Genomic DNA, 26,210 nt, shown 5'->3' with positions numbered 1-26,210 from the left:
GCGCCGCAGCACCGCTGCTAGAATCAAACCAATTCACATTGGTACACGTTACATTATGGAAAGGTCCGCGCTCGACAGCCTGCTTGCCTACATCGCACAACACCGGTTGAAAGACGGCGACGTGCTGCCTCCCGAACGCAAGCTCGCCGAGGACCTCGGCATGAGCCGCCGCGAACTGCGCGCGGCGCTTGCCTCGCTGGAGGCGTCGGGCCGAATCTGGCGCGGCGTGGGGCGCGGCACTTATCTGGGCGCCCGGCCGCTGAAGTTCGCGCCCACGCTGCGTGGCCTGCGCTCACGTACGAGCCCGGCAGACATCGCGGAGATGCGACTGATGTTCGAACCGGCATTAGCCGGCCTTGCCGCCACCAAGGCCACGCCCGAGGATCTGACCGAACTGGAGAAGTGCGCAAAAAGAAATGCGACGGCGAAAGACGATCACGAGTGGCAACTATGGGACCAGCGCTTTCACCTGCTGATCGCTCAGGCCTCGCGCAATCCCGCGATCATCGCGCTCATGGAAGTGATCAACGGCATGCGGATCAAGCCGACCCAGCGTGAAAAGACCACGGATCAGGCTACGCGCCACCATTTCGCGCAGCAGCACCAGTCCATCGTCGACGCGATTCTCGCCCGCGACGGCGAGACCGCCGCGCGCTGCATGCGCGAGCATCTACTGAATGTACAGGGATACGGCTCGCCGCATTGACTGAAGAAGTGACTGGCTTCGCGCGTTCACTTCACCGTGGAAGCCGCAGCCTTGCACGCTACGGCATCCTGATCACCCGTGCCGCCGCTGCAGCCGATCGCACCGATCACCTTGCCGTCCTCGACTAGCGGAAAGCCGCCGGGCGAAGCCACGAGGCCCGGCTCGAGCGTGGCCACGTAGGCGTGGCCGCTCTCGAACTGGTTATAGAACACGCGGGTCTCGCGGCGAAAGCGTGCGGACGTGCGTGCCTTGTTCTGCGAGACCTCGACGGAGGCGTATTGCGCGCCGTCCATGCGCTCGAAGGCGACGAGCTCGCCATGCGGATCGACCACGGCGATGTTCATTTTCCAGTCGTGCCTGCGCGCCTCGGCTTCGGCGAGCGCAAGCAGATGCTTCGCTGCATCAAGCCCGATAGGCGCACCGTAAGGAATGTCATAAGGCATGCGCTCTGGCACAGCAGCCGCAGGCGGCTCGGAAGCTGACGTTTGAGCCTGCACGCAGGTTACAAAAACGAGACAGGCTGCACCTGCAATCTGAACAGAGTGATGCATTGCACACCCTCCTTCATCGGCGGGCCCAAGGCGTTACGCGCGTCCAGCCCTTGCCAGTCAACATACTCGCGCGATACGCCATGTGCAAGGCCGATGAATCAGCCCTCCTTACCATCGACACGCGGCGCCATGAGCCAGCCTGCGTAGCGATAGCAATAGGCTGCGAACGCAACGACCCAGCACGCGCCAGACGCTTCGATCCAGAAGGTCAGCCACTGCGGTGCGAGCCATGGGCCCGCCACACGAATCAGCGCGGCGATCACGAGCAGCGCATAGCAGGCGATATCGAAGCCGCCCGCCACCAGCTTGCGGCCCGTATGTCCGCGCGCCGTGCGTGTGATCATCGCCATGATCGCGCAGCCGATCGCCCCCACCGTGAACGCGTGAATGGCGAGCGTATGCGCGACTAAACCCAATGCAGCGAGCGCGAGCAGCACGAAGCCGACGGGTATCCACACATAGGCGATGTGCAGGATGCTCAGGATCGGCCGGTTGCCGACCTGCCACGAACGCCAGCCCCAGATCCGCGCACCTTGTGCGCCCGCCGCCGCGAACGCGGCTATCGCGACGAGCACGCCGGAGCCTAGCGCGGCGTCGAGCACGAACGCCAGCATGCTGAGCGGCATCACCGCGCGCTCGACCGCATCCCAGCGCTGCACCGCGTAGCCGGGCACGGCATTGGCCGTGAACGACGGAATGATGCGCCCGCCGATGATCGTAATGAACAGCACCAGCATGCCCACGGCGAGATACGCGCTGTGCAGCGCCCAGTCCGCGCGACCGGCCAGCATCGAAAGATGGAACGCCACGTTCAGCGCGGCGAGCATGCCGAGCGCGACCGGCAAAAAGATGTTGTGGCTATTCTTGGCGCCGATGAGCACGCGCAGCAACACGAGCGCGCACGCAGGGAGAAAGAGGCTGTCGACCACGGCGGCAACGCCAGGCGGCGCGTAGGCAACGGTGATGCGCCCCGCGAGCCACAGCAACCATAGCGCCGCCAGCGACTTGCCCTGCGCCGGCGTAACCGACGTCCACGCGCGCACGGCGGTCAGCAAAAAACCCGCCACGATCGCTGCGCCAAAGCCGAAGATCATCTCGTGCGCGTGCCAGAACATGCCCGGCAGGTACGAACTGAGACCCGGCAACGGATGGCCGGCATACGCGGCCATCCAGGCCAGCAGCGCCGCGCCGCCAAAGAGCGCGCCACCCAGGTAGAACGGCCGGAAACCAAGCGCCCACAGCGCGAAACCACCGCGAGCCGCCGGGGTGGGTTCTTCGATTCGGAAGACGGTCATGATCGCTCTCGCCAATACATTCATTTTCAATGCATCTTATACGGACTGGCGGAGAAATGCCGCTGGGAATGCTGAAAACGCGATGTAATGCCGCAGGTCCGACTCCGCCCGCTCCCGGAGCAGCGCCGGGTGAACTCATGCGTGCTTGTACGTTAGCAAAGGTCGCAACGTGCGATGTCCGTCGCAAACTGGGCTACGTGTATGCGGGAAAAGCGCGAGGCGTAGTGCCGCCCACTTGAAACAGGCATCGAAGAATCGTGTATGCAATCAAGAGTATTGTGCTAACACCTATTCGATGCGCGTGCCATTGTAGGTAGCTAGCCATCACAGGAGGGCAATATGCTGAACACGCGCAAGCTTGGACGTGAAGGACTCGTCGTTTCGGAGATCGGGCTGGGGTGCATGGGGATGTCCTACGCGTACGGCACACCCGACGACGCCGAGTCGATCGCCACGATCCAACGTGCGATCGAACTGGGTTGCACGTTCCTCGATACAGCGGAGATCTATGGTCCTTTCGCCAACGAAGAACTACTCGGACGCGCGCTAAAAGGGCGTCGTGACTCGGTGACGATCGCGACGAAATTCGGCTTCAGGTTCGACAACGGGGTACGCGGCCTCGACAGCCGCCCCGCCCATATCAAGGAGGTGATCGACGCGTCGCTCGTCCGGTTGCAGACCGATCACATCGATCTGCTCTACCAGCATCGCGTGGATCCCGCCGTGCCGATCGAGGACGTGGCCGGCGCGGTCAAGGACGCGATCGCGGCAGGCAAGGTTCGCTATTTCGGCTTGTCGGAAGCGAGCGTCGAGACCATCCGGCGCGCCCATGCCGTGCAACCGGTCTCGGCCGTGCAAAGCGAGTATTCGCTGTTTGAACGCGGCGTCGAAGAGAAGGTGTTGCCGGCGCTGCGCGAACTGGGTATCGGCTTCGTTCCGTACAGCCCGCTAGGCCGGGGCTTCCTGACCGGCAATTCCAGGCGGGCGGAGGACCTTCCCGCCGACGACTGGCGTGCAGCCAATGATCCGCGCATCCAGGGCAGCAACTTCGACACGAACGCCAAGCTCGCAGATTTCGTCAAGAAACTTGCAGACGAAAAGTCCGTGACACCGGGCCAGCTTGCGCTCGCCTGGCTGCTGAAGCAAGGCGACGATCTGGTCCCGATCCCTGGGACCAAACGGCGCAAATACCTCGAAGAGAACGTGAACGCAGCTTCCGTTCGTCTGACGCCAGCGGATCTGGATCGCATCGGGGGCTTCCTTGCTGAGCACCAGACCGCGGGCACACGTTACCTGCCGCCCATGCTGTCTCATCTTGACCGCTAACGGCTGTCACACGAACGTATGGACGAGAACGCATCGGGCCCGAGCTCCACGATGCGTTCAAGCGATCGAATCAATGCGCGTGGCCCCGTTAGCGGACGCCAACAATCATCGAGTTTTGCCCGGCCAGCGGTTCGACTCTGATCTCCCGGAAGCCCGCCTCGGTCATCCATTCACGGCACTGCCTGGCGGTATAGTCGAAGCCACCAGGCGTCTCGATCAGCATGTTCAAACTCATTAGCATACCGAACGCATTGTGCCTGCGCTCGTCGTCAATCATCGCGTCGTAGACGATCACACATCCGCCCGCGGGCAACGCCTGATAGCTCCTCGCGAGCAATTCGCGCTTCTGTTCGAGATTCCAGTCGTGAAGAATGTGCCCCATCACCAGAACGTCGGCTGAAGGCATGGCGTCCTTGAAGAAGTCGCCTGGCTGAAAGTGAATTCGATCCTGTAGCCCGTTCGCCGCGATGTAGTCGTTGAACATCGGAGCGACGGCGGGCAGGTCGAATCCAATTCCCGAAAGATGCTCGTGCGCACGCGCAACCTCCGCCACCAGGGCGCCCTGCGCGGTGCCGACGTCAACGACCGAGCGATAGTTCTGCCACGGAAATTTTTGCGCAATCTCCTTTGCCAGATCCAGGCTCACACCAGTCATCGCGCCCAGAAACTCACGTAGCCCGCGTTCGTCACGATAGATTGCCTCGAACGCGTTGCCGCCCTGCCTGGCTTCGTTCTGCGGCAGACCCGTGCGCAGCGCTTCGGTCAGCGAACCCCAGAACGGATATAGGCGGTTGTTAGCCATGAGCAGCATTCCGGCGATACAGCCTGGCTTTGCTCTGTCCAGAAATGCACCGGCATCGGCGGAATTCCGGTACAGGCCGTCGTCTCGATCCAGGACTCCTAGCGCAACCAGAGCATCGAGAAAGTCGTGTGCCGATCTCGGATGCAATTGCAGTTGCTCCATCAATTGCGTGGCTGTGCGCGGGCCTTTGCCCAAGACGGTGAACAGGTCGAGTTCGACCGCGGATAGCAGCGCCTTCGAGGCCCAAAAACCCATGGCCAACTGAAGGAGTTTTTGTGGGGAAGCGGCGGATGCGCTCCCGGTTTCAGGCGTGAAGGTACTCGTTTGCGCTTCCATTGTCTCTTCTCCTTTCGCAGGGGTATCAAGGTTCTCGATGGCTTTGCTTCGCTGCGCTACGCGAATCTACTTTCCGTCAACAGAACACCTTGCGGGCGAACACTATTCCGCGCCTGCCTCAACTGCCCGAGACCGTGCGCTTTCCCGCAGAGTCCTGGTAGACGCGTCCGGTAGCCATCCGCTTTTCGGTAATGGCTTGCGCACGTTCGGTCACCGTCGCCAGGATGTGCGCCGGCGCCGTTTCAGGAGAACCGGACTGGAATGGCGGCTTCGGGTCATAGGCCATATACAGTTGCAGTTCCTGGGCGACTGTCTCTCCCCGCAGCAGCGAGACCACGATCAACGAACCATCGATTCCCGACGTCACGCCACCTGCGCTGATCAGTTGTCCGTCGATCACCACCCGCTCGCCGCTTGGGATCGCGCCATATAGCGGGAGGACGCCCATTGCCGTCCAGTGCGTAGTGGCACGCTTGCCGTGCAGCAGGCCCGCCGCACCGCAGAGCAGCGCGCCGGTACAGACCGAATAAACGTAGCGCGCCCCGGCTGCCTGACTGCGGATGAACGACAGAAAGGTTTCGTCGTGCATCAACGCCTCCTGGCCATGTCCGCCCGGCACCAGGAGGACGTCGAGCTGCGGCGCCTCTTCGAACGTGGTGTCGGCCAGCAACTGCATGCCAGCCAGATCGCGAACCGGGTTCTTGTCCTTCCAGAGCGTAAAGAACGACGAATTGGGCACTCGCGCCAGCGCTTCGAAAGGTCCAGTGAAATCGCACTGGTCCATGCCCGGAAAGATGATGCCGCCAATTTTCAGGTGAACGTCCAGAGGAACAGTCATATCCGTCTCCTTTTGGAAAACAGAACAGCAAGGGTGACCGGCGAGAAGGCGGACAGTCGATTACCGCCCTCTCGCCAGGTGCTTCGGCGCCTGGTGCTTAACCCTGCCAGGCGTATTGCTGGAACATCGCTTCGAGCGGCGGATTGGCGACGCTGCCGGTATAGTTCGTCATGGTCGACGCAGCGCTAACCAGGATGACATCGAGCACCAGCGCCTGCGCGAAACCGGCGGCCGTGAACGACGCGACGTCGTGATCGTCGAGACGGCCACGCTTGTCGATCAACGTGCGTGCGAGATGCGAGAGCGCCGCAAGCTTCTCGTCGGCCGGCAGACGACGGGCGCGGATGGCATGCACATCGGCTTCGCTGAGCCCTTCCTTGAGTGCGAGGCAGGTGTGGAAGGCGACAGCCCAGGTACTGCCATTGGTGACGGCATTCGTGAGCAACAGGGTCTGAACCTGTGCTTCCGTGAAATTGCCGCCATGAACCTGCTGAAACACGCCGGTCAGGCCGTTGATCAGTTTCGGCGAACCGGCAATTGCGCCGGCAATATTGGGGACCATGCCGAATGCTTCAGCAAGCCATTTCAATCCCGGCTTCGAGCCTTCAGGAGCCGATTCGAGTGTATAGACGGGGAAGTTAGCCATGATATTTCCTTGGGAGTTGGACGCATGCATCAAGGGGCGATGAACCGACAAGCAAAGAGTAGTCATGCGCCGCAGGCTCGCCAATTACATAGCGTGTAATAGAAACTGCTCGATGCAAAAAAGGGGAATCGAACAATGCACCATCTAGGCATCGCGGTCATCGTGTTTGCATGCGTGTTTAGTAGCGCCCTGCTCGGCTTGTGTCTGCACGCCTTGCTGCCGGCGCACCATCTCGGCGACGAATCGGTCAGCGTCATTAAACTGACGATTGGATTGATAGCCACGATGGCCGCATTGGTGCTCGGGCTGCTGATCTCGTCGGCGAAAAGCTCATTCGATGCCGCGAACGCCGCGGTCGTACGCGACGCCACCGATATCATTCTGCTCGATCGCACACTGGCCCAGTATGGTCCGGAGACGCAGGAGATCCGCGCCTTGCTGAAGCAGAGCGTCTCCATAGGTGTACAGAAGATCAGCTCTGGCGATCCGGCTCAGCTGGCAAGCATGCGCAGCCCCGAGGAGCTCAAACGCGGCGAAAATATTCAACGCAAGCTGGCGGAACTGTCGCCGAACAACGAAGCGCAACGTCTGCTACAGGCGCGCGCCATCCAGATCGCCGGTGAAGTGCTGGCGATGCGCGAGCTTGCGCTGCTGCAGGCGGCAGGCTCGACTCCGATGCCGCTATTGCTCACGCTTGTGCTGTGGCTGTGCATCATCTTCGGCTCGTTCGGGCTCTTCACGTCACCCAACGCGACGCTCGTCGCCGCGTTCTTTCTCGGCGCGATATCCACTTCCATCGCCATCTTTCTGATCCTGGAAATGAACACGCCACTCGGTGGAATCGTCTCTGTCTCTCTTGCGCCGGTGCATGAGGCGCTCTCCATACTTGGACAGTAGCCGTAGAAAGTTCGGACGAAATCAGACCTTCGCAATGACACGGTTGCGTTCTGTATCGCAGTGTATCTGCTCGCCGCATTGATACGTGCAATCACAAAAGCCCCCCTTCCTCGACACATTCGGGATACGTCTGCGCGCTCAAATACGCCCGTCGCGCGGCGAGTACGCACAGAACGCAATCGCCAGATGTTGCAGATGCAACACGACAAAGACGTTCTGTGCCCGTTGTCATGGGTCGACGTGATCCCACGGACAACCGGTCGCTGGAGATCGGCGGCTGCGCTGTCGCGCAGTCATCGCAATCCATCGTGCGTCAAATCACACCGCTATCAATCGAGAACTGGCTTCATCGCCAATGGGAACACTTATGCCGGACGATATTCTTCTCCCTTCGCCGTCTCGCCGCCGCTTTGTCAGCGTGGCCGCGGCTGCCGTTGCTGCCGGCTCGCTGAGTCAGCTGGCTTTCGCGCAGGAAAATCAATCCATCACGGACGCTGCCGCGGCAACTGGCGACGACAAGACCGCTATCCGTGAGCTTCGCATCCATGTGCCGGAGTCGCAGTTGATCGACTTGCGGCGACGCATCAAGGCGACGCGATGGCCGGACCGCGAGACAGTCGCCGACGATACGCAAGGCGTTCCGCTCGCAATGACTCAGGAAGTCGCGCGACATTGGTCGACCGATTACGACTGGCGCAAGGTCGAAGCGAAACTGAACGCGTTGCCGAACTTCGTGACTGAAATCGACGGCGTGGACATTCATTTCATTCACGTCCGTTCGAAACATGCGAACGCGATGCCGCTCGTGGTCACGCACGGATGGCCCGGCTCGGTCATCGAGCAACTCAAGATCATCGATCCGCTGGTGAATCCGACCGCGTATGGCGCGAGCGCATCGGACGCCTTCCATCTGGTGATTCCGTCCTTGCCGGGCTATGGATTTTCCGGCAAACCGAAAGAGACCGGATGGGGACCGGAGCGGACGGCGCGCGCCTGGGTCGTGCTGATGAAGCGCCTGGGCTATGCGAAATTTGCCGCGCAAGGCGGCGATCTAGGCGGGATCGTGGCGAACATCATGGCGAAGCAGGCGCCGCCTGAGTTGATCGGCATTCACGTCAACTTTCCCGCGACGGTTCCGCCTGCAATAGCAAAAGCGCTTGTAGCCGGCGATCCGGCGCCTGCCGGTCTCTCGGCTGACGAGAGGCTCGCTTACGGCCAGCTCAGCGCCTTGTCGAAGCGGCGCGCCTACGCTCTCGAGCAGGGCACGCGTCCGCAAACGCTCTATGGATTGGCGGACTCGCCCATCGCGCTGGCAAGCTGGCTTCTGGATCACCCGGACGGTTATGCGCAGCCGGCGGCGGCGCTCACGTCAGCGGTGTACGGACGCACGATCAACGGACATTCCTCAGGTGACCTGACCTTGAACGACGTGCTCGACGACATCACGCTGTACTGGCTGACGAATACGGGCGTTTCAGCAGCGCGCTTCTACTGGGAATCGCACTTCAACTTTTACGCTGCCGCAGATGTTTCCGTCCCCGCCGCCATCAGTGCGTTTCCCGGCGAGAACTATCAGGCGCCGCGCAGTTGGACGGAGCAGGCGTATCACAACCTCGTCTATTACAACAGGCCCGATAAAGGCGGTCACTTTGCGGCGTGGGAACAGCCAATTTTGTTCGCGCAAGAGGTTCGCGCGGGCTTGAGACCGCTGCGCACGTAACGGATCTGAAGGAGGCTTGGGCCTCCCCTTGTCTCGCTCCTGAACGGCGCGAGACGCACAGGACACGACGCCACACGCCGTCTCAGTTAGAGACGGCGTGCGCTTCATCGCCAGACCTGGTCAGACGAAAATGCTTACGACCCGCCAAAGAACACCGGCTTCATCCCAGTCGGGCTGGCCGGATGGCCCATCTGCGATGTGCCGTTCATTGCAGGGCCGTAGCCGCTACCCTGGCCTGCCGCACTTGCATCGGCGGCCGGCATATTGGAAGGAAAGTCGACCGTATTCGCATTGGCCGGATTGAAGCCGGCTTGCTGAAGCTGAGCGATCTCGGCCTGCACCTGCGCGCGCGTCAGCCCACCTTCCGACTGCGCCAACGATGCAATTGGCACAGCAATGACGGCGACCGCGCAAACTGTGTGGACTAGCGTCTTCATAGTGGCCCACCTCCGGGTTAGTGACACCGGCTGACACGTGCTGCAAAAGGCCCGTTTATCCGAACCCTGGTTCGACCCCTTGCCAGACTTTGCAGCGCTCAAGCGTTATCGTTGTCGTCTGTTTCGATCGTATGCGCGGGAGATCGTTTTGGCCTCCATCATTTGATGGAGACTGTCAAAAGGCCGGAAGGCAAAATGTGCAGTCCATTGCTCAGGGCGTTACCGCCGAGGCCTGCGAAACTGTGCCGCGAGACTGGCCAGGATGGCCAGTGTTCCCATCGTTTCCAACAAGGCGCAGAGCATGGTGTCCTCACTGATTAGCGATGTAACAGCATGGGCGTATACGTTTTCACGAAGAACGCCAGCGTGATGCAGGAGGTGACAAGCAACGTTATGGCGCGGATGATTCGCGGCGGCGCCCGGCGCCCGATCCGGGCGCCACTGTATCCCCCGATGATTGCGCCCACGAGCATGGAGAGCGTCTCTGGCCAGTGCACCGCGTTGGCCACGATGAAGGCAAGTACCGCCACCAGATTTGCCGCGCTGACCAGCAACGTGCGCGGCGCGTTGAGATGCTTCAGATCCGAGCTGTCGAGCAGTCCCCACATCGCAATCATCATGATGCCGACCGCGCCGCCAAAATAGCCGCCATAGACACCGAGCGCGAACTGAACAGCCAGTACCGCGTTCGCGTGAATGTGCCAGCGTGAGCGCAACGCCTCGCCAATGCGCCGCCCGAACGCGAGCGCGATGGAAGCAACCAGCAGTAGCCATGGCAGCACGAACGTGAACGCTGCCGACGACGTCCACAGCAACAGCAGCGCGCCGGCAAAGCCGCCGCAAAGCGTCGTAGCCAGGAGCGCGCGAAGCGATACGTCGCCCACCGGTCGCAATCCGTCGCGGTATGCCCACGCACTCGCCAGCCCTCCCGGGAACAGCGCTACCGTGCTGGAAGTATTCGCCTGAACCGGAGGCACGCCAGCCGCGATCATCGCCGGCAAACTAACGAACGAGCCGCCGCCGGCCAGCGCATTCATCGCGCCGGCCGCCAATCCTGCGGAAAAAACCAAAGCCATCGAGTTCATGGAAAGGATGTTAATCGCCAGCCTGCGTTCTCACAATCTGGCAATTCCGGTGCTAGACTTCGGAAATTCCGAAGAAATGACAACCAGCTATGCGCTTCGACTTGACGGATATGCGGCTGTTCCTGACCGTGGTGGAATGCGGAAGCCTGACACAAGGTGCCCGCGCGATGCATCTGGCGCTCGCATCGGTGAGCGAACGCATTGCAAGCATGGAAGCCGCATTGGGCGCGCCGCTACTGGAACGCAACCGTCGTGGCGTGCGGACTACCGCTGCAGGCGACGCGCTGGTCCGCCATGCCCGTTCGATCCTGGGTCAGGTCGAAATGATGCGCGGCGAACTGCGAACCTACGCAACGGGCCTGAAAGGCCGCATCAGGTTGCTATCCAACACGGCCGCCATGGCGGCGTTCCTGCCGCCGCAGCTTTGTCGATTCCTGGCGGCTCATCGCGACCTGTCGATCGACCTGGAGGAACGGCCCAGTGCGGACATCGTCCAGACTCTCGTGGACAGGCGCGCAGACCTGGGCGTCGTTGCGGACATAACGGATCTCGGCACACTGCAGACGCATCTGATCGCCAGCGACCAGCTCGTCGTGGTCGTCAGCCGTTCGCATCGTTTCGCCCAGCAGCCGAACGTGGCCTTTGCCGATATCCTCGATGAGCCGATCGTGGGCGTGGCGGACACGGCGCTCGAAACCCATCTCGCGGAGCGTGCGTCACGTCTGGGACGCCAGCTCGACTACCGCATACAGTTGCGCAACATCGAACATGTGGCCATGCACGTCGAGGCAGGCATCGGCATTTCGATCCTTTCCGATGGGTTAGCCAGGAAACTGCGCGGCGGCTTGACCGTCTTGCCGCTGGCGGAAGCCTGGGCCACGCGGCGCCTCTACCTCTGTGCGCGCGACTTCTCCGCGCTGACTCCGCATGCCGGCCTGCTCGCGCAGCAGCTGCGCGAGTGCGCGCCGTAGGCGCCACACATCGTCGTTGCCAGATCTCGGCGCCGGTCTTGGCGGGCGCTTATCGGGCGGGTATCGACAAGTCTTCTTGCGCGAGCCGGGTCAAGACGTCAGCAAGTGTGTGAATCTTGTACTGCCCCGCGCGTTGCGAGGGATAGACGAGGAAATAGCCCAGACCGTTTTGTGCGATCTCACTGAATGGCATGACGAGTGCCCCCGACTCGAGGCGTTCCTTCGCCATTCGAGGGTCGCCAATTGCAACGCCATGCCCCTGTGCCGCGGCAGTGAGCGTCAATTCGAGGGTATCGAGGACGAGTCCGCCATTGGTGTCGATCTGGGTCGCGCCAACATGATCGAGCCAGCATTGCCACTCTCCATGGCCGTGCCCCGGATGCAGCAGTTTGACCCGAGCAAGATCCGCAACGGATTTCAGCGATGCGGCCAGGTCGCTCGTGCACATCGGCGTCAAGCGCTCCTGAAACAAGGGTATCGCGTCCATACCCGTCCAAAGTCCAGCGCCACGCACAACGATTGCATCGACGTCGGGCGTCGTGAAATCCGGCGTGTCGTCTGCCGATGTAAAGATGCGCAATTCTGTCCTGGGCAGCGCGAGATTGATCGCAGACAGCCGCGGCAGCAACCAGCGAATCGCAAATGTGGACGGTAGCCGCAGAGTGAGAACAGACGCGGATTGAGCGAGAACATCTGCGTGTCGAACCAGTTGCGTGAGCAGGTTCACGGCCACCGTCAACAGAGCATTGCCTTCCGCTGTCAGCGTGAGCCCTGACGCATGGCGCACGAACAGCGCACATCGATAATGGGTTTCCAGTTGCTGGACTTGACGGCTCACTGCGCCCTGCGTTCGGCACAGATGGTCGGCGGCCTTGCTGATACTGCCTAGTTCTGCCGCGGCGACGAACGCCTGGTACGCAGACAGTGGAGGCAAGGCGCGCGTGAGGTCGGCCAGAGGATATGCACGATCTGCATACCCGGGTTGCGAATTTTTCGATTGTTCGGTCATCGCTGCGTCGATATCGTGGCTGCGTCAGATCCGCGCCCTTTCGTGCGGGCAGACCTGTCAACATACATTCGGAGAATGCTAGTGGATTCATCATCGGAAGCACTATACACGCGGCAGATTCGCACCTACCTGCGCGAACTGGAGCGCGGCGATGTCGCCGCAATCTGCGCCTTGTTCGCAGCGGACGCACAGATATACTCGCCTTTTCTCGGCTGGATGCACCCCGCGCCCTTCTTCGCCAAGGTGAATGCAGCATCGGGAGAAAGCCGGATCACGCCCATCGATATCTGCGTCAGCACGACGGGAGCCCAACGGGCGACCGGTTATTTCGTCTACGACTGGGGGCTGAAAGACGGTTCGACGGTGAAATTTGAGTGTGTCGACGTATTCGAGTTCGACGAAAGCGGTCGCATCGCGCGGATGATCATCGTGTATGACACGCATCCGGTTCGCACCACGGTGGGCGATAAATACGCGTAGTAAGGGTTGCGCATTTGCCACGCGATGGAATCTCTGGCCTCACCCTTCGAACCGCTCGCCCATGCGTAGCAACATCGCGACGACCATCATCATGCCGGGAACGAGATAAGCAGCATGATGATGGACGCGGGTGAGGAAGGAACCCGCAAAAATAACGGCGAGTATCCACACGCCCGTGAGATGCAGCTTTTTCCAGTTGGCCGGACCAATGAGACGCGCCGGCGTCGCGAACGATGTGATCGAAAGCAGCAGAATCATCAAGTAGCCGATGGAACCCGGTATGTTTGTCGCAGGCGTACGCCCCACCCAGAACGCTTCTGGCGCGATCCTGATGTAGATGATGAGCGCTATCGCGTGCAGTAATTGCGAAGCAGCGAACGACAAACCGATGTAGCGCCGCTCCCTGACCAGGGCGCGGGTTAGCGCCGATGGCACGAGTCTCGCAAACGAGGTGGCCAGGAACACCGCCAGAAACAGGACAAAGGACGTGCGAGCCGTTGCTCGTATCGCGTATTGCAGCGACTCCACGCCGTTCGGCGCTATCGCATAGGCCGTCAGGGCAAATAGCGTGACGATTACGGTTAGTACGCCAAAAAGATTCCAGCGAGTCATATAGCGTGTCCCAGCATAGTTAGGCGACTTGACGACATGGTGTGACAGTCGCCATCTCCACCGATTGACCGGCCTGCACCGGCGTGTGAGTTCGAGTGGCTTAGAGACTACGCGGACCAAACCCCGAATACGAACGCAATTGGCTGATCTGGGGTTGCGCCAGGTAGCCAGCCTTGACCAGAGGGAGTTCGCCCAGGAGTTGTCTCAGCCCGTCTTCGTCATCGGCTTCCGAAATCATGCAGGCGCCCCCTTCTGCCCTCAGCCATACCTGCCGGACGATCCCGGAGGCGTAAAGGCGGCGGACAAACTCAGCCTCCGCCTCGACTTCATCCCTATGAAGTGACATGGATGACGCGTTTTCGGAACGGGAAATCATCACGAGGTATTGCATGTTGCTCTCCTGGGTATGGCACTGCGATCAGGTGGGTGGCTTCGTACGAACAATACGAACAGCGACCTTGAAAACTATGTTTTTCATAGTAGCAACATTTCTCTCCGCATGTAAACCCATCATCTCTCGCTTTGAATCCGCGAAAATATCCGCAACCCCGCTATGGGATTCATGCCTAACTTTACACTATGTTTTTCATATCTACAATGCCGGAACAGAGAGGCTTCACCTCTAGCTGAACCGCCATTGCGACACCTGGGCGCGCTGGTCGACCGCGTCGGCGCGCGCCATGTTGCGACCGCGGGCGCACTCACGGTCGCCATCGCGTTCGCTTTTGTCGCAGCGGGCGCACGCAGCCTGGTGTGGTTGATCGTCGGGATGGTGTTGCTGGATCTGGGCAATCGCGCGAGTTTCATTGCCAACCAGGCGCGGATCTACGCTCTGCGCCCCGAAGCCCGCAGCCGCCTGAACACCGTTTTCATGGTTTCGTACTTTCTTGGCGGCGCAGTCGGTGCGGCACTCGGCGGTGCAGGGGCCCTGCACGCTGCCTGGCTCGGCCTCGCCGCGATCGGCGCCCTGCTCTCGCTCGCCGCCGTGGCGGTCAATACGCTCGCATACGCACGATCCAGTTCAGCCGTTGCTGACGGGCACGCATGACCCGGCCACCCGAAAACATCACTCTCCGTTTGGCAACGGCTCAATAGCTCGAGCCATCGGGAATCAATTTGCTCAGGAGAATCGAATGACCTTCAAAGCACTGCTCGCGACGAAACCGCGTGAAGCGATCTCGACGCGCATCGTCAATATGCGCGAGCAAGACCTCATGCCCGGAGACGTTACCGTTGCGGTCGAATATTCGACTGTGAACTTCAAGGACGCACTCGCCATCTCCGGACGCGCTGAGATCATCCGCGAGTTTCCGTTGATCGCGGGCATCGACCTGGCCGGCACCGTCGAGGCATCCACGTATCCCGGCATCGCCGTCGGCGACCGTGTCGTCCTCAACGGGTGGGAACTCAGCCAGAACCATCACGGCGGGTTCGCGCAAAAGGCACGCGTGAAGGGCGAGTGGCTCGTCAAGCTTCCAGAGGCCTTCTCCACGCGCGACGCGATGGCTATCGGCACGGCCGGATACACGGCCATGCTTGCCGTGTTGGCGCTGGAACATGGCGGCCTCTCGCCACTCAGCGGCGACGTCCTCGTCACGGGCGCCAACGGCGGCGTCGGATCGATCGCAATTGCCGTTCTGTCTGGCCTTGGCTATCGCGTCGTCGCATCAACCGGACGCCCCGCAGAAGCCGACTATCTGCACAGCCTCGGCGCGGCGGAAGTGATCGACCGGCGCACGCTCTCTGAACCAGGTACGCCGCTCGCCCGCGAACGCTGGGCGGGTGCCGTGGATTCCGTCGGCCATCACACACTGGCAAACGTGTTGGCCCAGACGCAGTACCGCGGCGTGGTCGCCGCCTGCGGCCTCGCACAGGGCTCAGGCCTCCCAGGTTCGGTCCTGCCCTTCATCCGGCGCAACGTGACGCTCGCGGGCATCGATTCGGTCAATGCCCCGCGGTCGGTGCGCATCGATGCCTGGACGCGGCTTGCGCGTGACCTCGACTTGAGCAAACTCGGCCGTGCGACGAAGGTCATCGGACTCGCTGACGTTCCTGCTGTCGCGGACCAGATACTGGATGGCAAAGTACAGGGCCGCACAGTCGTAGACGTCAACGCATAGACGTTTTCCCCCGCAACGCGCCTGAGTTCCGGAGTTCATCATGTCTGCCGTTCCTTCCTCGCCCGATCGGAGCGAACCGTCGTCGCTCGATGCCCGCGCGCTTTTCGCGGCGTTCGCCGGGCTCCCGCCTTAACGACTACGCGCTCGTATTCCTGTGCGGCGCGGGTGCACTCGCGCTAGCGTTCGTCGCAGACTTTCTGTTGCAAGCGCGGCGCAGCGTAGATCGGACGATAACCCGTTACGCGCTGACGGAACTATTCAGATCTTGCCTTCGCGGCCCGATATGTCTCGCGCCTTTTCTCGCGCTCTTTCGCAAACGAAGCGCTCAAGGTCGCGTCGAGATCGCGGCGTTCGACGTACTCGCCGCACGACGGGCAGATATAGTCGAGGCCAACCTCGTGCCCGCACACACGATGCGTAAAATGCACAGCGACTTCCTCGCCTTTGCTCTTGCACCAGGTCTCACCCCAAGTGCGTAGCGCCTGGATCACCGGATAGTACGCCCGGCCTTTCTCCGTGAGACGGTACTCGTAGCGCAACGGCCTTTCCTGATACGGATGGCGCTCGACCATCCCGTCCGCTTCGAGGGACTTCAGGCGCGTCGCCAGCATCTGGGGCGTCGCCTCCGTCTGAATCTGGATTTCCTCGAATCGGGTCGCGCCCATGTACAGTTCGCGCAGTACAAGCGTCGTCCACTTGTCACCGACAACTTCGGTCGACCGCGCCACCGGGCACACCGTGGCCGCCCCTCTTTCTCTGCGTTTCATTTTGCCTCCACCGTAACTACGGTTTTCATAGTAGCACGGATTTCGTCGCGGCGATGGCATCGGCATCCGGGGTAAACAAGGCGTTCTATACGCTCGAGACGCGTATGGTGTTTATGCTTCAGTTGAAACTATGAAATTCATATATATACTTTCTTCGTGAGCCATCGAAGTGCTCGACGTTGTGCAACAGTTCCGCGCAACAGGTGTCGGTTGTGCCACGTCCCATCCCGCATCGCTTTTCCGGGGAACATCATGTCGGACCCTGTCTATCACGCCGAACACACCGGTCTTTTGCTGGTCGACCCGTACAACGACTTCCTGTCACATGGCGGCAAGATCTTTCCGATGATCGAGGCAGTCGCCAATGACGTTCGGCTCCTCGACAATTTGCGCGCAACGGTGGGCGCCGCACGCAAGGCTGGTATTCAGGTGTTCTACGTGCCGCATCGCCGCTGGCAGCCTGGCGATTACGAAGACTGGGACCATCCGAACCCGACGCAACGGCTCGTGCAAAAGCGCCAGACCTTCGCAAAGGGCACATGGGGTGGCGAATGGCACCCCGATTTCGTTCCCCAGGAAAACGACATCGTCATCCACGAGCATTGGGCGCAAAGCGGCTTCGCCAACACGGACCTCGACTTCCACCTCAAGCAACACAAGATTTCGCACGTTATTACCGTTGGCCTGCTCGCGAACACCTGCATCGAATCCACCGCGCGATTCGCGATGGAACTCGGCTATCACGTGACACTCGTGCGCGACGCGACCGCCGCCTTCACGCCGGAACTGATGCGGGCCGCCCACGTACTGAACGGACCCACGTTTGCTCATTCGATCGTCACGACGGCCGAATTGCTGGCAGCATTGCCGGCGTAAGCGTCATGCCGACGACGGAGTGAAGCCGTCAATCCACTAATAACAAACACCAAAAGGACTCACGCATGATTACCATTTGGGGACGTGCCAATTCGGTCAACGTCCAGAAGGTCTTGTGGCTTTGCGAAGAGCTTTCCCTACGCTATAACCGGATAGACGCCGGTCTGCAGTTCGGACACAACACCGAAGCCGACTACCTCGCGATGAATCCGATGGGCAAGGTCCCCACCCTCGTCGACGGCGATTTTGTGCTTTGGGAATCGAACTCGATCCTGCGCTATATCGTGATGCAGTACGGTGGACCCGGCACCCTTTATCCCGCCGATCCAAAGGCGCGGGCCAGCATCGACCGCTGGGTGGACTGGTCGCTGTCGACTTTGCAGCCGGCCGAGCGACCCGTGTTCTGGGGAATCGTCCGCACACCCGAGGCCGAGCGGGACATCGAGAAAATCGCCGCCGATGTCGTAAAGGTCGCGGAAGTCTGGAAAGTGCTCGATGCGCAGTTGAGGGGTCGTGGCTTCGTCGAAGGCAAGTCGTTCACGATTGCGGATATCGTGCTCGGCGCCTTCGCGAAGCGGTGGTTTGGCATGCCGGGCATAGAACGTGCTCGAATGCCCGACCTCGAGCGGTGGTATGCGTCGCTCGCCACGCGTCCGGGTTTCAACACGCATGTCGATGTCGAATTGACCTGAATCCATGAAGACCGAACCGATCACGCTCTATGCATGGAACACGCCCAATGGCCGCAAGGCCAGCGTCGCGCTAGAGGAAATGGCGTTACCGTACGTCGTACAGCCTGTGAATATCGGCAACCGCGAGCAGTTCGAGCCGTCATTCCTATCCATCAGCCCGAACAACAAGATTCCGGCCATCGTCGATCCGGACGGCCCCGATGGCCAGCCTATCAGCGTGTTCGAGTCGGGTGCGATTCTTCTCTATCTTGGAGAAAAGACCGGCCGATTTCTCCCACGCGGTCTACGCGAACGGGTGCCCGTGATCGAATGGCTCATGTGGCAGATGGGTGGTTTCGGACCGATGCCCGGACAGGTGCACCACTTCGCCGCCCTCGCTTCCGAAGGCGACAGACGCTACGGTCTCAAGCGCTTCTCAGACGAAACACGGCGGCTTTATTCGGTGCTGAACGAAAGACTCGCCGGCCATGAGTACGTGGCCGGCGAGCTTTCGATCGCCGACTTTGCCATCATTGGTTGGGCTTGGCGGCACGAGCGGCACAAGGTCGATCTTGCGGACTACCCAAACGTCAAGCGATGGTACGACGCCATGTTCGATCGCCCCGCGGTGCGTCGCGGCTTCGAGGTCAAGCTTGACTAAAACAATTCCATAGTCATCCTGATTGACTCTCTATGGAACGTCACCTCCAGGCCCGTGAGTTCAATTCAAGCTGGGTCTGATAACGCGCGATCGGTGAACAGCGCGAGGGATTCCTTCACGAACGCGCGAACGGCGGGGGAAAGCTCTCGCCGCCTGCTGGCCAATGCGAGATGACACGGATACTCGAAATCCGCGATCGGCCGATAGCAAATGCCTGGCTGTGTGAAGTTGCGCATCGATTCCTCGCAGCTTGCGCCGGCGGCGATGCAGACGACCCGATTTGAGTCGCGCGCCGCCCGCCGACAAACGCTCACCCTCTCCGCTCAAGCCTCATCGACAAAACCGCAGAATCGCATCCGCAACGTCCTCGGGCGCCTCGCGCTGCGGAAAGTGGCCTACGCCATCGAGTACCTTCCGCTCATACCGCCCAAGGAAATAAGCCTCGCGCCCGCTGGAAGTGTCGGGATGGTTGCAAGTGTCCGCGCCACCGTGCAGCACCAGCGTTGCCACCGACAACTTCGGTGCGGGATTCAGACGCGCCTCATCCTCTGCATAGGCAGGGTCACCATCGACAAAGCCCCAACGGTGCCGGTAGCCATGGAGCACGACCTCGGCCCAATCGTCGCCCTCGAATGCCTGCGCCGCTTCGTCGAAGTCGGCCGGCGCATACCAGCCGGCTGGCGCCCAGGTATCCCACATCTGCCGGGTGAACGCCTCACGTTCCTCCCGCACCACACGTGCGCCTCGCGGCGTGGCCATGAACCAGTGATACCAGTAATTGCGCACCTGCTGCAGGGTCAGTACCTGGTGCGGATCATTCGTGCCGTATCCCACGGATAGCATCACCAGATGAGAAGCCACACCGTCTCGCAGGCCGCACGCATTCGCTACCGCGCGTGCGCCCCAATCATGGCCGACCAATACCGGCTGCTCGATGCCCAACACGTCGAGGAAATCAAGAAGATCGCGGCCCAATGCGGACAACTGCCCGCTACGCGGTGTGGCCGTATCGCGAAACCGGGTGGGCGCAAACCCGCGCAATGCCGGCGCAAGCACGCGGTAACCCGAATCGGCCAGAATGGGCGCGACGCGTTTCCAGCACTGCGGGCTGTCCGGCCAGCCGTGGAGCACCACGGCTGTGCGCGCGCCGTGCGGGTTCCATTCGAGCCAGGCGATATCGAGGCGCCCGGTGGCGGCGTGGTGGTAGGTGTTCATGGTTTTCCTCGTGTAGACAGCGAAGTCCCACGATAGCTCGACGCCTCGTGCCGATTAGTGAATAATCACTGATCATTGGTGATTTTTCGTGTTGAATGAGCTAATGGACATTCTGCCTACTGCCGACGGTGTTCCGCTCGATACCGTGTTGCTGCGCACCTTTTTTGAAGTCGTGGACAGCGGCAGCTTTGCCACGGCCGCCGAGCGTCTGGCGCTGACCCCTTCGGCCGTGAGCGGACATATCAAGCGCCTGGAACAGATCGCGGGCGTAGGCCTACTGATACGCACGACCCGCCATCTGGAGTTGACGCAGGCCGGCGACACCTTGTACGCCTACGGCCGAAACATCCTGGATCTGGAACGCGAGGTCCGCGCGAAACTACGCGGCACGCCGCTGCGTGGGCTGCTGCGAGTCGGTGCATCGGAGGATTTCGCCGGCACCTGGCTGCCTCAGGTCTTGCAGCGTTTTCGCCAGCAGCATCCCGAAGCGACCATCGACCTGAAAGTCGGCATCACAGCCGATCTGTTGCGCCAGCAGGAACGCGGTCGTCTGGATCTCGTGTTCGGCAAGCAATGCAGCCGCGTCGGAAAAGGCGGCACGCTGCTCTGGGAAGAGCCGCTAGTCTGGACGTACGCGGAAGACGAGACCCTCGATCTTGACCAGCCGCTGCCGCTGGCCGTTTTCCCCGATCCCTGTATTTATCGGGAGTCGGCGATCACCGCACTCAACAAGGCCGGTCGAGCGTGGCGCCTGGTGTTCGAGAGCAGCAGCATGGCGGGCTGCCTGTCGGCGGCGAGCTCGGGTTTTGCAGTCACGGTCATCGCCGATAGTCAGCGAGTCGAAGGCTTGCGCCTGTTGGGTCGCAACGAAGGACTGCCTGCATTGCCGGTTGTGCGTTTCTACGCGTTTTCTCGCTCCGACTCGCCGGCCTGTGCGGCTTTGATCGATGCAGCACGCCGCGCGGGCCAGCAGGGCCGCTTCAGGGCACGCGCAGTTCGCGGGTGACCGGTCCGTCGTTTGTGTCGCGCGGCGACACGGTCAACGAGACGTTGCGCCTGCCGCTCGCACACGGCAAGGATGAAGTCTTGCGGCCATGCTTATCAGTTCAGCGAGCGAGCCGGCGTTCATCTTTCTCATGACGTGCCTGCGGTGCACCTTCACTGTAATCTCGCAGATGCCCAATTCGCCTCCCACTTGCTTGTTCATCAGGCCCGTCACCACCAACGCCATCACCTCGCGCTCGCGTTGACTGAGCGCGGCGTAGCGCTCATGGATCGCCTTCATCTCGGCCTCTTCGCTCAATGCAGCGCGGCTACGCTCGATTGCGTACAGGATGGCATCGAGCATGACCTGATCGTCAAAGGGCTTGGTGAGAAATTCGATCGCGCCCGCTTTCATGGCCCGGACCGTCGTCGGCACATCGCCGTTGCCGGTGATGAAGATGATCGGCATGCCGGTACGCTCGGAAGCAATCAGATTCTGCAGCTCGAGGCCGCTGAGATCGGGAAGACAGACCTCCAGTACCAAGCAATTCGGCCCCCTGGTGGGCGGATGCCCGAGAAAGTCGTACGCGCAGGCGAACGTTTTCGGCTTGTAGCCGGCACAGCGGATCATCGCATCGAGTGACTTGCGCACCGAAAGGTCATCGTCGACGACAAAGACTTCCGGCGTGGCGCTCGCCGGCGGCGATTCCAATTCGCGTTCGACGGGATAGGCTCGTGCCATTGCGAACTCCATTTGTATAACTAAATGAATCATCCGACTGACGCGATCACGATCGCTTCAATTTCGCGAGTCTCGCGTTCGGATTCGCCAAGCCCCGATAACCGGCCTATTACCAGCCTATTGCCGCCTGCGCTGTTGCCGTCGACGGCACAACGGTTGCCGTACACGCCGCCCTCGTATCCGCCCTTCGATACTCCTCATTCATCTATCTATTGAAAGATAGATGTTCGGACCCGAAAAAAGGCGATGTTCGATCGCCTCGGTGCATGAGCTTTACCATATCTACCGCTAGATAGACTGTCAAGCGGTTTTTGTTACCCTATGCCGGAAGAAGAACGCTCGATAGTACGCGCGTCCAACCCTTGCGGTTTGTGCGTCATCTCCCCGCTCGCTTGACCAGAGCCGATCCGAAGTGATGGATCGATTGCCGTTTATACCAACGTACAATTTATTTCTTTCTGGCGCTCCAATAAGCTGAGCGCCAATCATCGAACAAAGGTATCCCGCTCACGCATTCGTTCCGTGTTCCTGGTTCGTGCCGCGGTTCAATTGTGGATTGCTTCCTGACTGAAAGCTAACCAGACAGTCTCCCGGACCGGGGAAGTTCATTTCATTATTAAAGGTGTGCTAAATGATATCTTTGTCCGCCAGCATCCCGAATTCGCTGAAGGCCGCACTGGATCACGAACACGCAAGAACAGGAAGAACGTATTCCTCTATTCTTACGGCCGCCCTATCCCAATACCTGGATGTAACGGTACATACGCTGTTTCAGGTTTCGACTTCGGGGGCCTTGGTCGCGGGCGTATTCGACGCCGAGGTCTGCGTTAAATCTGTTCTCGAACACGGTGATTTCGGTCTCGGTACTTTTGCTAACCTGGATGGAGAAATGGTGGTACTCGATGGGCGCTCGTATCAGGTTCAGGGCAACGGTCACGTCTCGGAAGCGAGCAACGAAGCCGGAGTCCCCTTCGCAGTGGTAACCCGGTTCTCGCCGCAAATCGACGAAGAGTCGGCTCCCGTTTCCAGCTTCAAGGAACTGGAGATGTGCTGCGATCGCTATCGCACGTCGGGCAACATCTTCTATGCGATTCGGGTGGATGGGCACTTCCAACACATTCGGACTCGCGCCGTCAATCCTCCGGAGCCAGGTACGCGCCTCGCCGATGCGGCGAAGGCACAGACCGAATTTCATTTCGAATCGATCGATGGAACACTCGTTGGCCTGTGGTCGCCCGGCTTCTCGAGCGCATTCAGTGTTGCCGGGTATCACTTTCACTTTCTGTCCAGCGATCGCCAGCACGGCGGACATCTTCTGGATGTTTGCGCGGGCCCGCTTCGACTTCGAATTGAAGCGTTGACGAGCTTCCATCTGGCATTGCCGGAATCCGAAGCATTCCTGAAAGCCGACCTCGGCAAGAACACCGCCGAGGAACTCGCCTACGCCGAACAAGCCCATTGAGAGATTGCCATGAACGGAAAACCTGCAGATGCACAGCATATTGGCGCCGACCTGATCGTCAGCGCTCTGGAGGCACACGGCGTCACGCACGTGTTCGGCGTACCTGGTGCCAAGATCGATGCGGTCTTCAACGCGCTGGTCGACTCGAAGATCGAGACCGTCGTTTGCCGACACGAGCAGAACGCCGCCTTCATCGCTGGGGGCATTGGACGCATGACAGGCACAGCCGGTGTTGCCATCGCGACTTCCGGTCCGGGCATCTCCAACCTCGTAACTGGCCTCGCGACGGCCAACTCGGAAGGAGACCCCGTGGTTGCCCTCGGTGGTGCGGTGGCCGCAGACGAAGCGCTCAAACAGATTCACCAGACCATGGACGCCGTATCCATCCTGAAACCGGTGACGAAGTTCAGCGCCACGGTCGGTGCACCCGAGCAGATCAACGAGGTCATGGCCAATGCCTTCAGGGCCGCCGAAGATGGCCGCCCTGGGGCGGCTTACGTCAACTTGCCCAAGGATGTGATGGCCAAACCCTGTGCCAATGCGCCTCTGCTGCCTCCTGCATTTGCAGGCCTGGGTCTGGCCGACAGCGCAGCAATCAGGGAGGCTGCCAGGCTGATCAACGCGGCGTCGACGCCCGTGGTATTGCTCGGCATGCTGGCCAGCAAGCCCGCGAACGCTGACGCCCTGCAGGCGTTCATCGGCAAAGGCAACCTCCCGGTGGTCGGCACGTTCCAGGCGGCCGGTGCCGTTGGTGCGTTGATGTTCAGCAATTTTGGCGGCAGGGTCGGTCAGCTTGCCAATCAGCCAGCGGATCGACTGCTCGATTCCGCCGACCTCGTCATCACGATTGGCTACGACCCGGTGGAGTATTGGCCTGCGTTGTGGAACAAGGGCAAGCAGCGCAGGATTGTCCATGTCGATGTGCTTCCCGCGGACCTCGACAATTCCTATTGTCCTTATGTGGAGTTGACGGGTGACATTGCGCAGACGCTTCAGGCGCTGACGTCGCTGGTCGATCGCGCCGGAAAGTCGGCAATGTCATCGGGGATTCTCGAATTGATCCAGGCAGAGCGCCTTCAACTCGCCAGGGACTCCGCCGCCCGCAACGGCACGCCTGTCCATCCACTTCGGCTTGTCCACGAACTGCAGCAGTTTGTCAGGGACGACATCACCGTATGTCTGGACATGGGCTCTTTCCATCTGTGGATCGCACGCCATTTATACAGCTTCAGGCCGCGGCAGGTACTCATCACCAACGGCCAGCAGACGTTGGGCGTCGCGCTGCCGTGGGCGATCGCCGCCTCGATCGTCCGTCCTCACGAAAAGGTACTGTCCATTTCCGGTGACGGCGGATTCCTCTATTCCTCGATGGAACTGGAAACAGCCGTTCGACTCAAGGCGAACATCGTGCACATGGTCTGGATAGACGGCACATACGACATGGTAGCAACGCAGGAAAAGCTCAAGTACGGAAGATCTTCGGGAACCGACTTTGGTCCTGTCGACTATCTGAAATACGCTGAAGCCTTCGGCGCAAAAGGCCTCATGATCAATAAGCCGGACGAGATCCCTTCCGTCATGAAGACGGCTTTCGACACGGCAGGGCCCGTGATCGTCGGGGTTCATGTGGACTATCGCGACAACTATCAGCTGTTTGAAATGCTAAACGCAGACAGCATCCACTAACGTCAGTTCGCGTTTGGCTCCACAGAGCCTTTCGTGCAGCAGTCGATGGACGGTTGCGGGTATCGTGTGAGCGAGAAAGTCACCATCAATTTTCCCGCGCCGATACCCGCAACGACCGATGCGCTACCGCTGCGGCACGCCGTTGCGCCATTCACCCCAATGCGTGACGATGTCCTGCACTAGCGGATTGCCTGCGAGGAACAGATTGTCGATCGCGATCGTGAAGCCGCCTTGCGACGCGTAGTTGAGCAGATTGTCCGCGCTCGATTGACCTGCGTACGGCCGGTCGAAGTCCGAGCCGGCACGCAGCACCGCGACACGGTTCAGGTCGACGCGATGCACGGTCGCCGCGCGCGTCAGCGCCTCGAAGGTGGCGTTGTCTTCCTGCTGCGTCGTGCAATAAGTGCCCTTGCCGTCGGTCAGGATCTTCGTCCATTGCCGCGCACGCTCGCCGAGGTCGGTGCCCGACCACCAGGTATCGCCTGCCAGCGTGTCGCACTGGATCACGGTCGGAGGACGGTTTGCAGGCGCATAGCTGTATTTGGCGCGTGCGGCCTGCGCCTGTGCGTCGTCGGTGAGCGTCACGTTGCGCGACAGCGCGAATGCCGCATTCGTAAGCGCCGGATTTAGCTGGAACACCTCGGTGCGATAGTCGAGCGGCGGCTTCTGCGTCGGGCCCGTCGTGTTGATGCCGAGATAGCCGGTGTTCCAGCCCGACGGAATTTCGCGTCCGTCGATCTCCCACTGAATGCCGAAGTCGACGAGCCAGTTCGCCCAGGCAGCGGAACCGACGGTCCCCTGAAGCGGATCGATACCCGCGATGCCCGCCACCATGAAATACGTATGGCGTAGATCGAAACGCGGCGAGAACGTCAGCGCCATGATCGACGCGGCGGCGTTCGCGTGCCCCATGCCTGTCGTCATCACGCAGACATCCTGCCGGTTGCAATGCACGGCCGGATAGTCAGGGGACAGACCCGCGACGGTGATGTCCTGCCACGGTCCGAGATGATCCAGCCACACCTGGCCTTCCGGACCGAACATCGAAATGATCATCACCTTGACCGCTCGCCCATGCGACGCGCCGTCGTCCTGCGCGAAGCTGTCGTCGGCATGCGCGATGGATGGTGCAGCGGCGGCGCCGACCACGAGCATCGATGAAATCACTGCGCCAAAAGCACGATTTAGCATAATAGGTCCCACCCGTTATGTAAGAACCGCGGTTGCGAAACGTAAGTCGCGTGCCGTGTTGTCGACTGGCGTCGTGTTTTTTCTCGGCGTGCAGCGTGGGACCTGGGCGTGAGCCAATCAGGCG

At 60.8% G+C, this 26,210-nt stretch carries 28 protein-coding genes; 14 read left to right on the top strand and 14 right to left on the bottom strand.

Annotated elements, in window-relative coordinates; translation table 11 throughout:
- Window positions 1–55: 55 nt before the first annotated feature.
- Window positions 56–706 (top strand): FadR/GntR family transcriptional regulator, encoded by a 651-nt coding sequence (locus E1N52_RS20105; RefSeq protein ID WP_133184482.1) that lies wholly within the window; start codon window positions 56–58, stop codon window positions 704–706.
- A gap of 26 nt (window positions 707–732) precedes the next feature.
- On the opposite strand, the gene E1N52_RS20100 is transcribed toward E1N52_RS20105, so the two are convergent.
- Both E1N52_RS20100 and E1N52_RS20095 read right to left on the bottom strand, forming a co-directional pair.
- Window positions 733–1,149 carry a GlcG/HbpS family heme-binding protein gene (locus E1N52_RS20100; RefSeq protein WP_246089146.1) on the bottom strand — a complete coding sequence of 139 codons (417 nt, stop codon included), beginning with the start codon at window positions 1,147–1,149 and terminating at the stop codon, window positions 733–735.
- Window positions 1,150–1,355: 206 nt separating this feature from the next.
- Entirely contained in the window at window positions 1,356–2,552 is a 1,197-nt protein-coding gene (locus E1N52_RS20095; protein ID WP_246089145.1) for an NnrS family protein, read from the bottom strand.
- A gap of 339 nt (window positions 2,553–2,891) precedes the next feature.
- Here E1N52_RS20095 and E1N52_RS20090 point away from each other — a divergent pair, with 339 nt between their 5' ends.
- Window positions 2,892–3,878 (top strand): aldo/keto reductase, encoded by a 987-nt coding sequence (locus E1N52_RS20090; RefSeq protein WP_133184479.1) that lies wholly within the window; start codon window positions 2,892–2,894, stop codon window positions 3,876–3,878.
- Between the two features lie 88 nt (window positions 3,879–3,966).
- On the opposite strand, the gene E1N52_RS20085 is transcribed toward E1N52_RS20090, so the two are convergent.
- The 3 genes from E1N52_RS20085 to E1N52_RS20075 all read right to left on the bottom strand — a co-directional run bounded on the left by E1N52_RS20085 (window position 3,967) and on the right by E1N52_RS20075 (window position 6,500).
- A complete protein-coding gene (locus tag E1N52_RS20085; protein WP_133184478.1) occupies window positions 3,967–5,016 on the bottom strand; it encodes a methyltransferase in 1,050 nt (349 codons plus the stop codon).
- Window positions 5,017–5,134: 118 nt separating this feature from the next.
- Complete coding sequence (locus tag E1N52_RS20080; RefSeq protein WP_133184477.1) at window positions 5,135–5,854, bottom strand: DJ-1/PfpI family protein; 720 nt, start codon at window positions 5,852–5,854, stop codon at window positions 5,135–5,137.
- Between the two features lie 97 nt (window positions 5,855–5,951).
- The gene (locus tag E1N52_RS20075; protein WP_133184476.1) at window positions 5,952–6,500 is read right to left on the bottom strand and encodes a carboxymuconolactone decarboxylase family protein; all 549 of its coding nucleotides are present in this window, start codon (window positions 6,498–6,500) and stop codon (window positions 5,952–5,954) included.
- Between the two features lie 135 nt (window positions 6,501–6,635).
- Between E1N52_RS20075 and E1N52_RS20070 the strand changes: the two genes are divergently transcribed.
- Window positions 6,636–7,397, top strand: a complete 762-nt coding sequence (locus E1N52_RS20070; RefSeq protein ID WP_133184475.1) for a bestrophin-like domain — start codon at window positions 6,636–6,638, stop codon at window positions 7,395–7,397.
- A gap of 367 nt (window positions 7,398–7,764) precedes the next feature.
- Window positions 7,765–9,117: an epoxide hydrolase family protein gene (locus E1N52_RS20065; protein ID WP_133184474.1), complete on the top strand. Its 1,353-nt coding sequence runs from the start codon at window positions 7,765–7,767 to the stop codon at window positions 9,115–9,117.
- Between the two features lie 134 nt (window positions 9,118–9,251).
- On the opposite strand, the gene E1N52_RS20060 is transcribed toward E1N52_RS20065, so the two are convergent.
- Window positions 9,252–9,554 (bottom strand): DUF4148 domain-containing protein, encoded by a 303-nt coding sequence (locus tag E1N52_RS20060; protein ID WP_133184473.1) that lies wholly within the window; start codon window positions 9,552–9,554, stop codon window positions 9,252–9,254.
- 317 nt (window positions 9,555–9,871) lie between these two features.
- Window positions 9,872–10,639, bottom strand: coding sequence for a sulfite exporter TauE/SafE family protein (locus tag E1N52_RS20055; protein WP_133184472.1), 768 nt, complete (start codon window positions 10,637–10,639; stop codon window positions 9,872–9,874).
- A gap of 89 nt (window positions 10,640–10,728) precedes the next feature.
- Between E1N52_RS20055 and E1N52_RS20050 the strand changes: the two genes are divergently transcribed.
- Window positions 10,729–11,610 carry a LysR family transcriptional regulator gene (locus E1N52_RS20050; protein ID WP_133184471.1) on the top strand — a complete coding sequence of 294 codons (882 nt, stop codon included), beginning with the start codon at window positions 10,729–10,731 and terminating at the stop codon, window positions 11,608–11,610.
- A gap of 49 nt (window positions 11,611–11,659) precedes the next feature.
- Here the strand turns inward: E1N52_RS20050 and E1N52_RS20045 are convergent, their stop codons facing one another.
- Window positions 11,660–12,619, bottom strand: a complete 960-nt coding sequence (locus E1N52_RS20045; RefSeq protein WP_133184470.1) for a LysR substrate-binding domain-containing protein — start codon at window positions 12,617–12,619, stop codon at window positions 11,660–11,662.
- Between the two features lie 81 nt (window positions 12,620–12,700).
- On the opposite strand from E1N52_RS20045, the gene E1N52_RS20040 reads away from it, so the two are divergent.
- Window positions 12,701–13,099 carry a nuclear transport factor 2 family protein gene (locus tag E1N52_RS20040; RefSeq protein ID WP_205965636.1) on the top strand — a complete coding sequence of 133 codons (399 nt, stop codon included), beginning with the start codon at window positions 12,701–12,703 and terminating at the stop codon, window positions 13,097–13,099.
- Window positions 13,100–13,138: 39 nt separating this feature from the next.
- Here E1N52_RS20040 and E1N52_RS20035 read toward each other — a convergent pair whose 3' ends face one another.
- Complete coding sequence (locus tag E1N52_RS20035; protein ID WP_205965635.1) at window positions 13,139–13,627, bottom strand: hypothetical protein; 489 nt, start codon at window positions 13,625–13,627, stop codon at window positions 13,139–13,141.
- A gap of 184 nt (window positions 13,628–13,811) precedes the next feature.
- The gene (locus E1N52_RS20030; protein WP_133184467.1) at window positions 13,812–14,102 is read right to left on the bottom strand and encodes a muconolactone Delta-isomerase family protein; all 291 of its coding nucleotides are present in this window, start codon (window positions 14,100–14,102) and stop codon (window positions 13,812–13,814) included.
- A gap of 246 nt (window positions 14,103–14,348) precedes the next feature.
- Here E1N52_RS20030 and E1N52_RS20025 point away from each other — a divergent pair, with 246 nt between their 5' ends.
- Entirely contained in the window at window positions 14,349–14,759 is a 411-nt protein-coding gene (locus tag E1N52_RS20025) for an MFS transporter (RefSeq protein ID WP_205965634.1), read from the top strand.
- An 85-nt stretch (window positions 14,760–14,844) separates the two neighbouring features.
- The gene (gene acuI / locus E1N52_RS20020; protein WP_133184465.1) at window positions 14,845–15,831 is read left to right on the top strand and encodes an acrylyl-CoA reductase (NADPH); all 987 of its coding nucleotides are present in this window, start codon (window positions 14,845–14,847) and stop codon (window positions 15,829–15,831) included.
- 254 nt (window positions 15,832–16,085) lie between these two features.
- Here acuI and E1N52_RS20015 read toward each other — a convergent pair whose 3' ends face one another.
- The gene (locus E1N52_RS20015) at window positions 16,086–16,598 is read right to left on the bottom strand and encodes a winged helix-turn-helix transcriptional regulator (protein ID WP_133184464.1); all 513 of its coding nucleotides are present in this window, start codon (window positions 16,596–16,598) and stop codon (window positions 16,086–16,088) included.
- Between the two features lie 252 nt (window positions 16,599–16,850).
- On the opposite strand from E1N52_RS20015, the gene E1N52_RS20010 reads away from it, so the two are divergent.
- From E1N52_RS20010 to E1N52_RS20000, 3 genes are all read left to right on the top strand, one after another.
- Window positions 16,851–17,474, top strand: coding sequence for a cysteine hydrolase family protein (locus E1N52_RS20010; RefSeq protein ID WP_133184463.1), 624 nt, complete (start codon window positions 16,851–16,853; stop codon window positions 17,472–17,474).
- Window positions 17,475–17,539: 65 nt separating this feature from the next.
- Window positions 17,540–18,166, top strand: a complete 627-nt coding sequence (locus tag E1N52_RS20005; RefSeq protein ID WP_133184462.1) for a glutathione S-transferase family protein — start codon at window positions 17,540–17,542, stop codon at window positions 18,164–18,166.
- Window positions 18,167–18,170: 4 nt separating this feature from the next.
- Window positions 18,171–18,806, top strand: coding sequence for a glutathione S-transferase family protein (locus E1N52_RS20000; protein ID WP_133184461.1), 636 nt, complete (start codon window positions 18,171–18,173; stop codon window positions 18,804–18,806).
- Window positions 18,807–19,136: 330 nt separating this feature from the next.
- Here E1N52_RS20000 and E1N52_RS19990 read toward each other — a convergent pair whose 3' ends face one another.
- Window positions 19,137–20,021, bottom strand: coding sequence for an alpha/beta fold hydrolase (locus tag E1N52_RS19990; RefSeq protein WP_133184460.1), 885 nt, complete (start codon window positions 20,019–20,021; stop codon window positions 19,137–19,139).
- Between the two features lie 103 nt (window positions 20,022–20,124).
- Between E1N52_RS19990 and E1N52_RS19985 the strand changes: the two genes are divergently transcribed.
- Complete coding sequence (locus E1N52_RS19985; RefSeq protein WP_133184459.1) at window positions 20,125–21,027, top strand: LysR substrate-binding domain-containing protein; 903 nt, start codon at window positions 20,125–20,127, stop codon at window positions 21,025–21,027.
- Window positions 21,028–21,060: 33 nt separating this feature from the next.
- On the opposite strand, the gene E1N52_RS19980 is transcribed toward E1N52_RS19985, so the two are convergent.
- Window positions 21,061–21,747 carry a response regulator transcription factor gene (locus tag E1N52_RS19980; protein WP_133184458.1) on the bottom strand — a complete coding sequence of 229 codons (687 nt, stop codon included), beginning with the start codon at window positions 21,745–21,747 and terminating at the stop codon, window positions 21,061–21,063.
- A gap of 631 nt (window positions 21,748–22,378) precedes the next feature.
- On the opposite strand from E1N52_RS19980, the gene budA reads away from it, so the two are divergent.
- Both budA and alsS read left to right on the top strand, forming a co-directional pair.
- Window positions 22,379–23,209 carry an acetolactate decarboxylase gene (budA, locus tag E1N52_RS19975; RefSeq protein WP_133184457.1) on the top strand — a complete coding sequence of 277 codons (831 nt, stop codon included), beginning with the start codon at window positions 22,379–22,381 and terminating at the stop codon, window positions 23,207–23,209.
- A gap of 9 nt (window positions 23,210–23,218) precedes the next feature.
- The gene (gene alsS / locus E1N52_RS19970; RefSeq protein WP_133184456.1) at window positions 23,219–24,895 is read left to right on the top strand and encodes an acetolactate synthase AlsS; all 1,677 of its coding nucleotides are present in this window, start codon (window positions 23,219–23,221) and stop codon (window positions 24,893–24,895) included.
- A gap of 123 nt (window positions 24,896–25,018) precedes the next feature.
- Here alsS and E1N52_RS19965 read toward each other — a convergent pair whose 3' ends face one another.
- Entirely contained in the window at window positions 25,019–26,050 is a 1,032-nt protein-coding gene (locus tag E1N52_RS19965) for a purine-nucleoside phosphorylase (protein ID WP_425468097.1), read from the bottom strand.
- Window positions 26,051–26,210: the final 160 nt, after the last annotated feature.

Origin of the sequence: Paraburkholderia guartelaensis, from assembly GCF_004353905.1 — a bacterium.
GTDB lineage: Bacteria > Pseudomonadota > Gammaproteobacteria > Burkholderiales > Burkholderiaceae > Paraburkholderia > Paraburkholderia guartelaensis.
This window is presented reverse-complemented; position numbering and strand designations above follow the sequence as displayed.

Bases quoted from the DNA above. Each gene is read 5' to 3' on its own strand.
- E1N52_RS20105 (WP_133184482.1), top strand. From the start codon at position 56: ATGGAAAGGTCCGCGCTCGACAGCCTGCTTGCCTACATCGCACAACAC.
- E1N52_RS20100 (WP_246089146.1), bottom strand. From the start codon at position 1,149: ATGCCTTATGACATTCCTTACGGTGCGCCTATCGGGCTTGATGCAGCG.
- E1N52_RS20095 (WP_246089145.1), bottom strand. From the start codon at position 2,552: ATGACCGTCTTCCGAATCGAAGAACCCACCCCGGCGGCTCGCGGTGGT.
- E1N52_RS20090 (WP_133184479.1), top strand. From the start codon at position 2,892: ATGCTGAACACGCGCAAGCTTGGACGTGAAGGACTCGTCGTTTCGGAG.
- E1N52_RS20085 (WP_133184478.1), bottom strand. From the start codon at position 5,016: ATGGAAGCGCAAACGAGTACCTTCACGCCTGAAACCGGGAGCGCATCC.
- E1N52_RS20080 (WP_133184477.1), bottom strand. From the start codon at position 5,854: ATGACTGTTCCTCTGGACGTTCACCTGAAAATTGGCGGCATCATCTTT.
- E1N52_RS20075 (WP_133184476.1), bottom strand. From the start codon at position 6,500: ATGGCTAACTTCCCCGTCTATACACTCGAATCGGCTCCTGAAGGCTCG.
- E1N52_RS20070 (WP_133184475.1), top strand. From the start codon at position 6,636: ATGCACCATCTAGGCATCGCGGTCATCGTGTTTGCATGCGTGTTTAGT.
- E1N52_RS20065 (WP_133184474.1), top strand. From the start codon at position 7,765: ATGCCGGACGATATTCTTCTCCCTTCGCCGTCTCGCCGCCGCTTTGTC.
- E1N52_RS20060 (WP_133184473.1), bottom strand. From the start codon at position 9,554: ATGAAGACGCTAGTCCACACAGTTTGCGCGGTCGCCGTCATTGCTGTG.
- E1N52_RS20055 (WP_133184472.1), bottom strand. From the start codon at position 10,639: ATGAACTCGATGGCTTTGGTTTTTTCCGCAGGATTGGCGGCCGGCGCG.
- E1N52_RS20050 (WP_133184471.1), top strand. From the start codon at position 10,729: ATGCGCTTCGACTTGACGGATATGCGGCTGTTCCTGACCGTGGTGGAA.
- E1N52_RS20045 (WP_133184470.1), bottom strand. From the start codon at position 12,619: ATGACCGAACAATCGAAAAATTCGCAACCCGGGTATGCAGATCGTGCA.
- E1N52_RS20030 (WP_133184467.1), bottom strand. From the start codon at position 14,102: ATGCAATACCTCGTGATGATTTCCCGTTCCGAAAACGCGTCATCCATG.
- acuI (WP_133184465.1), top strand. From the start codon at position 14,845: ATGACCTTCAAAGCACTGCTCGCGACGAAACCGCGTGAAGCGATCTCG.
- E1N52_RS20015 (WP_133184464.1), bottom strand. From the start codon at position 16,598: ATGAAACGCAGAGAAAGAGGGGCGGCCACGGTGTGCCCGGTGGCGCGG.
- E1N52_RS20010 (WP_133184463.1), top strand. From the start codon at position 16,851: ATGTCGGACCCTGTCTATCACGCCGAACACACCGGTCTTTTGCTGGTC.
- E1N52_RS20005 (WP_133184462.1), top strand. From the start codon at position 17,540: ATGATTACCATTTGGGGACGTGCCAATTCGGTCAACGTCCAGAAGGTC.
- E1N52_RS20000 (WP_133184461.1), top strand. From the start codon at position 18,171: ATGAAGACCGAACCGATCACGCTCTATGCATGGAACACGCCCAATGGC.
- E1N52_RS19990 (WP_133184460.1), bottom strand. From the start codon at position 20,021: ATGAACACCTACCACCACGCCGCCACCGGGCGCCTCGATATCGCCTGG.
- E1N52_RS19985 (WP_133184459.1), top strand. From the start codon at position 20,125: ATGGACATTCTGCCTACTGCCGACGGTGTTCCGCTCGATACCGTGTTG.
- E1N52_RS19980 (WP_133184458.1), bottom strand. From the start codon at position 21,747: ATGGCACGAGCCTATCCCGTCGAACGCGAATTGGAATCGCCGCCGGCG.
- budA (WP_133184457.1), top strand. From the start codon at position 22,379: ATGATATCTTTGTCCGCCAGCATCCCGAATTCGCTGAAGGCCGCACTG.
- alsS (WP_133184456.1), top strand. From the start codon at position 23,219: ATGAACGGAAAACCTGCAGATGCACAGCATATTGGCGCCGACCTGATC.
- E1N52_RS19965 (WP_425468097.1), bottom strand. From the start codon at position 26,050: ATGCTCGTGGTCGGCGCCGCCGCTGCACCATCCATCGCGCATGCCGAC.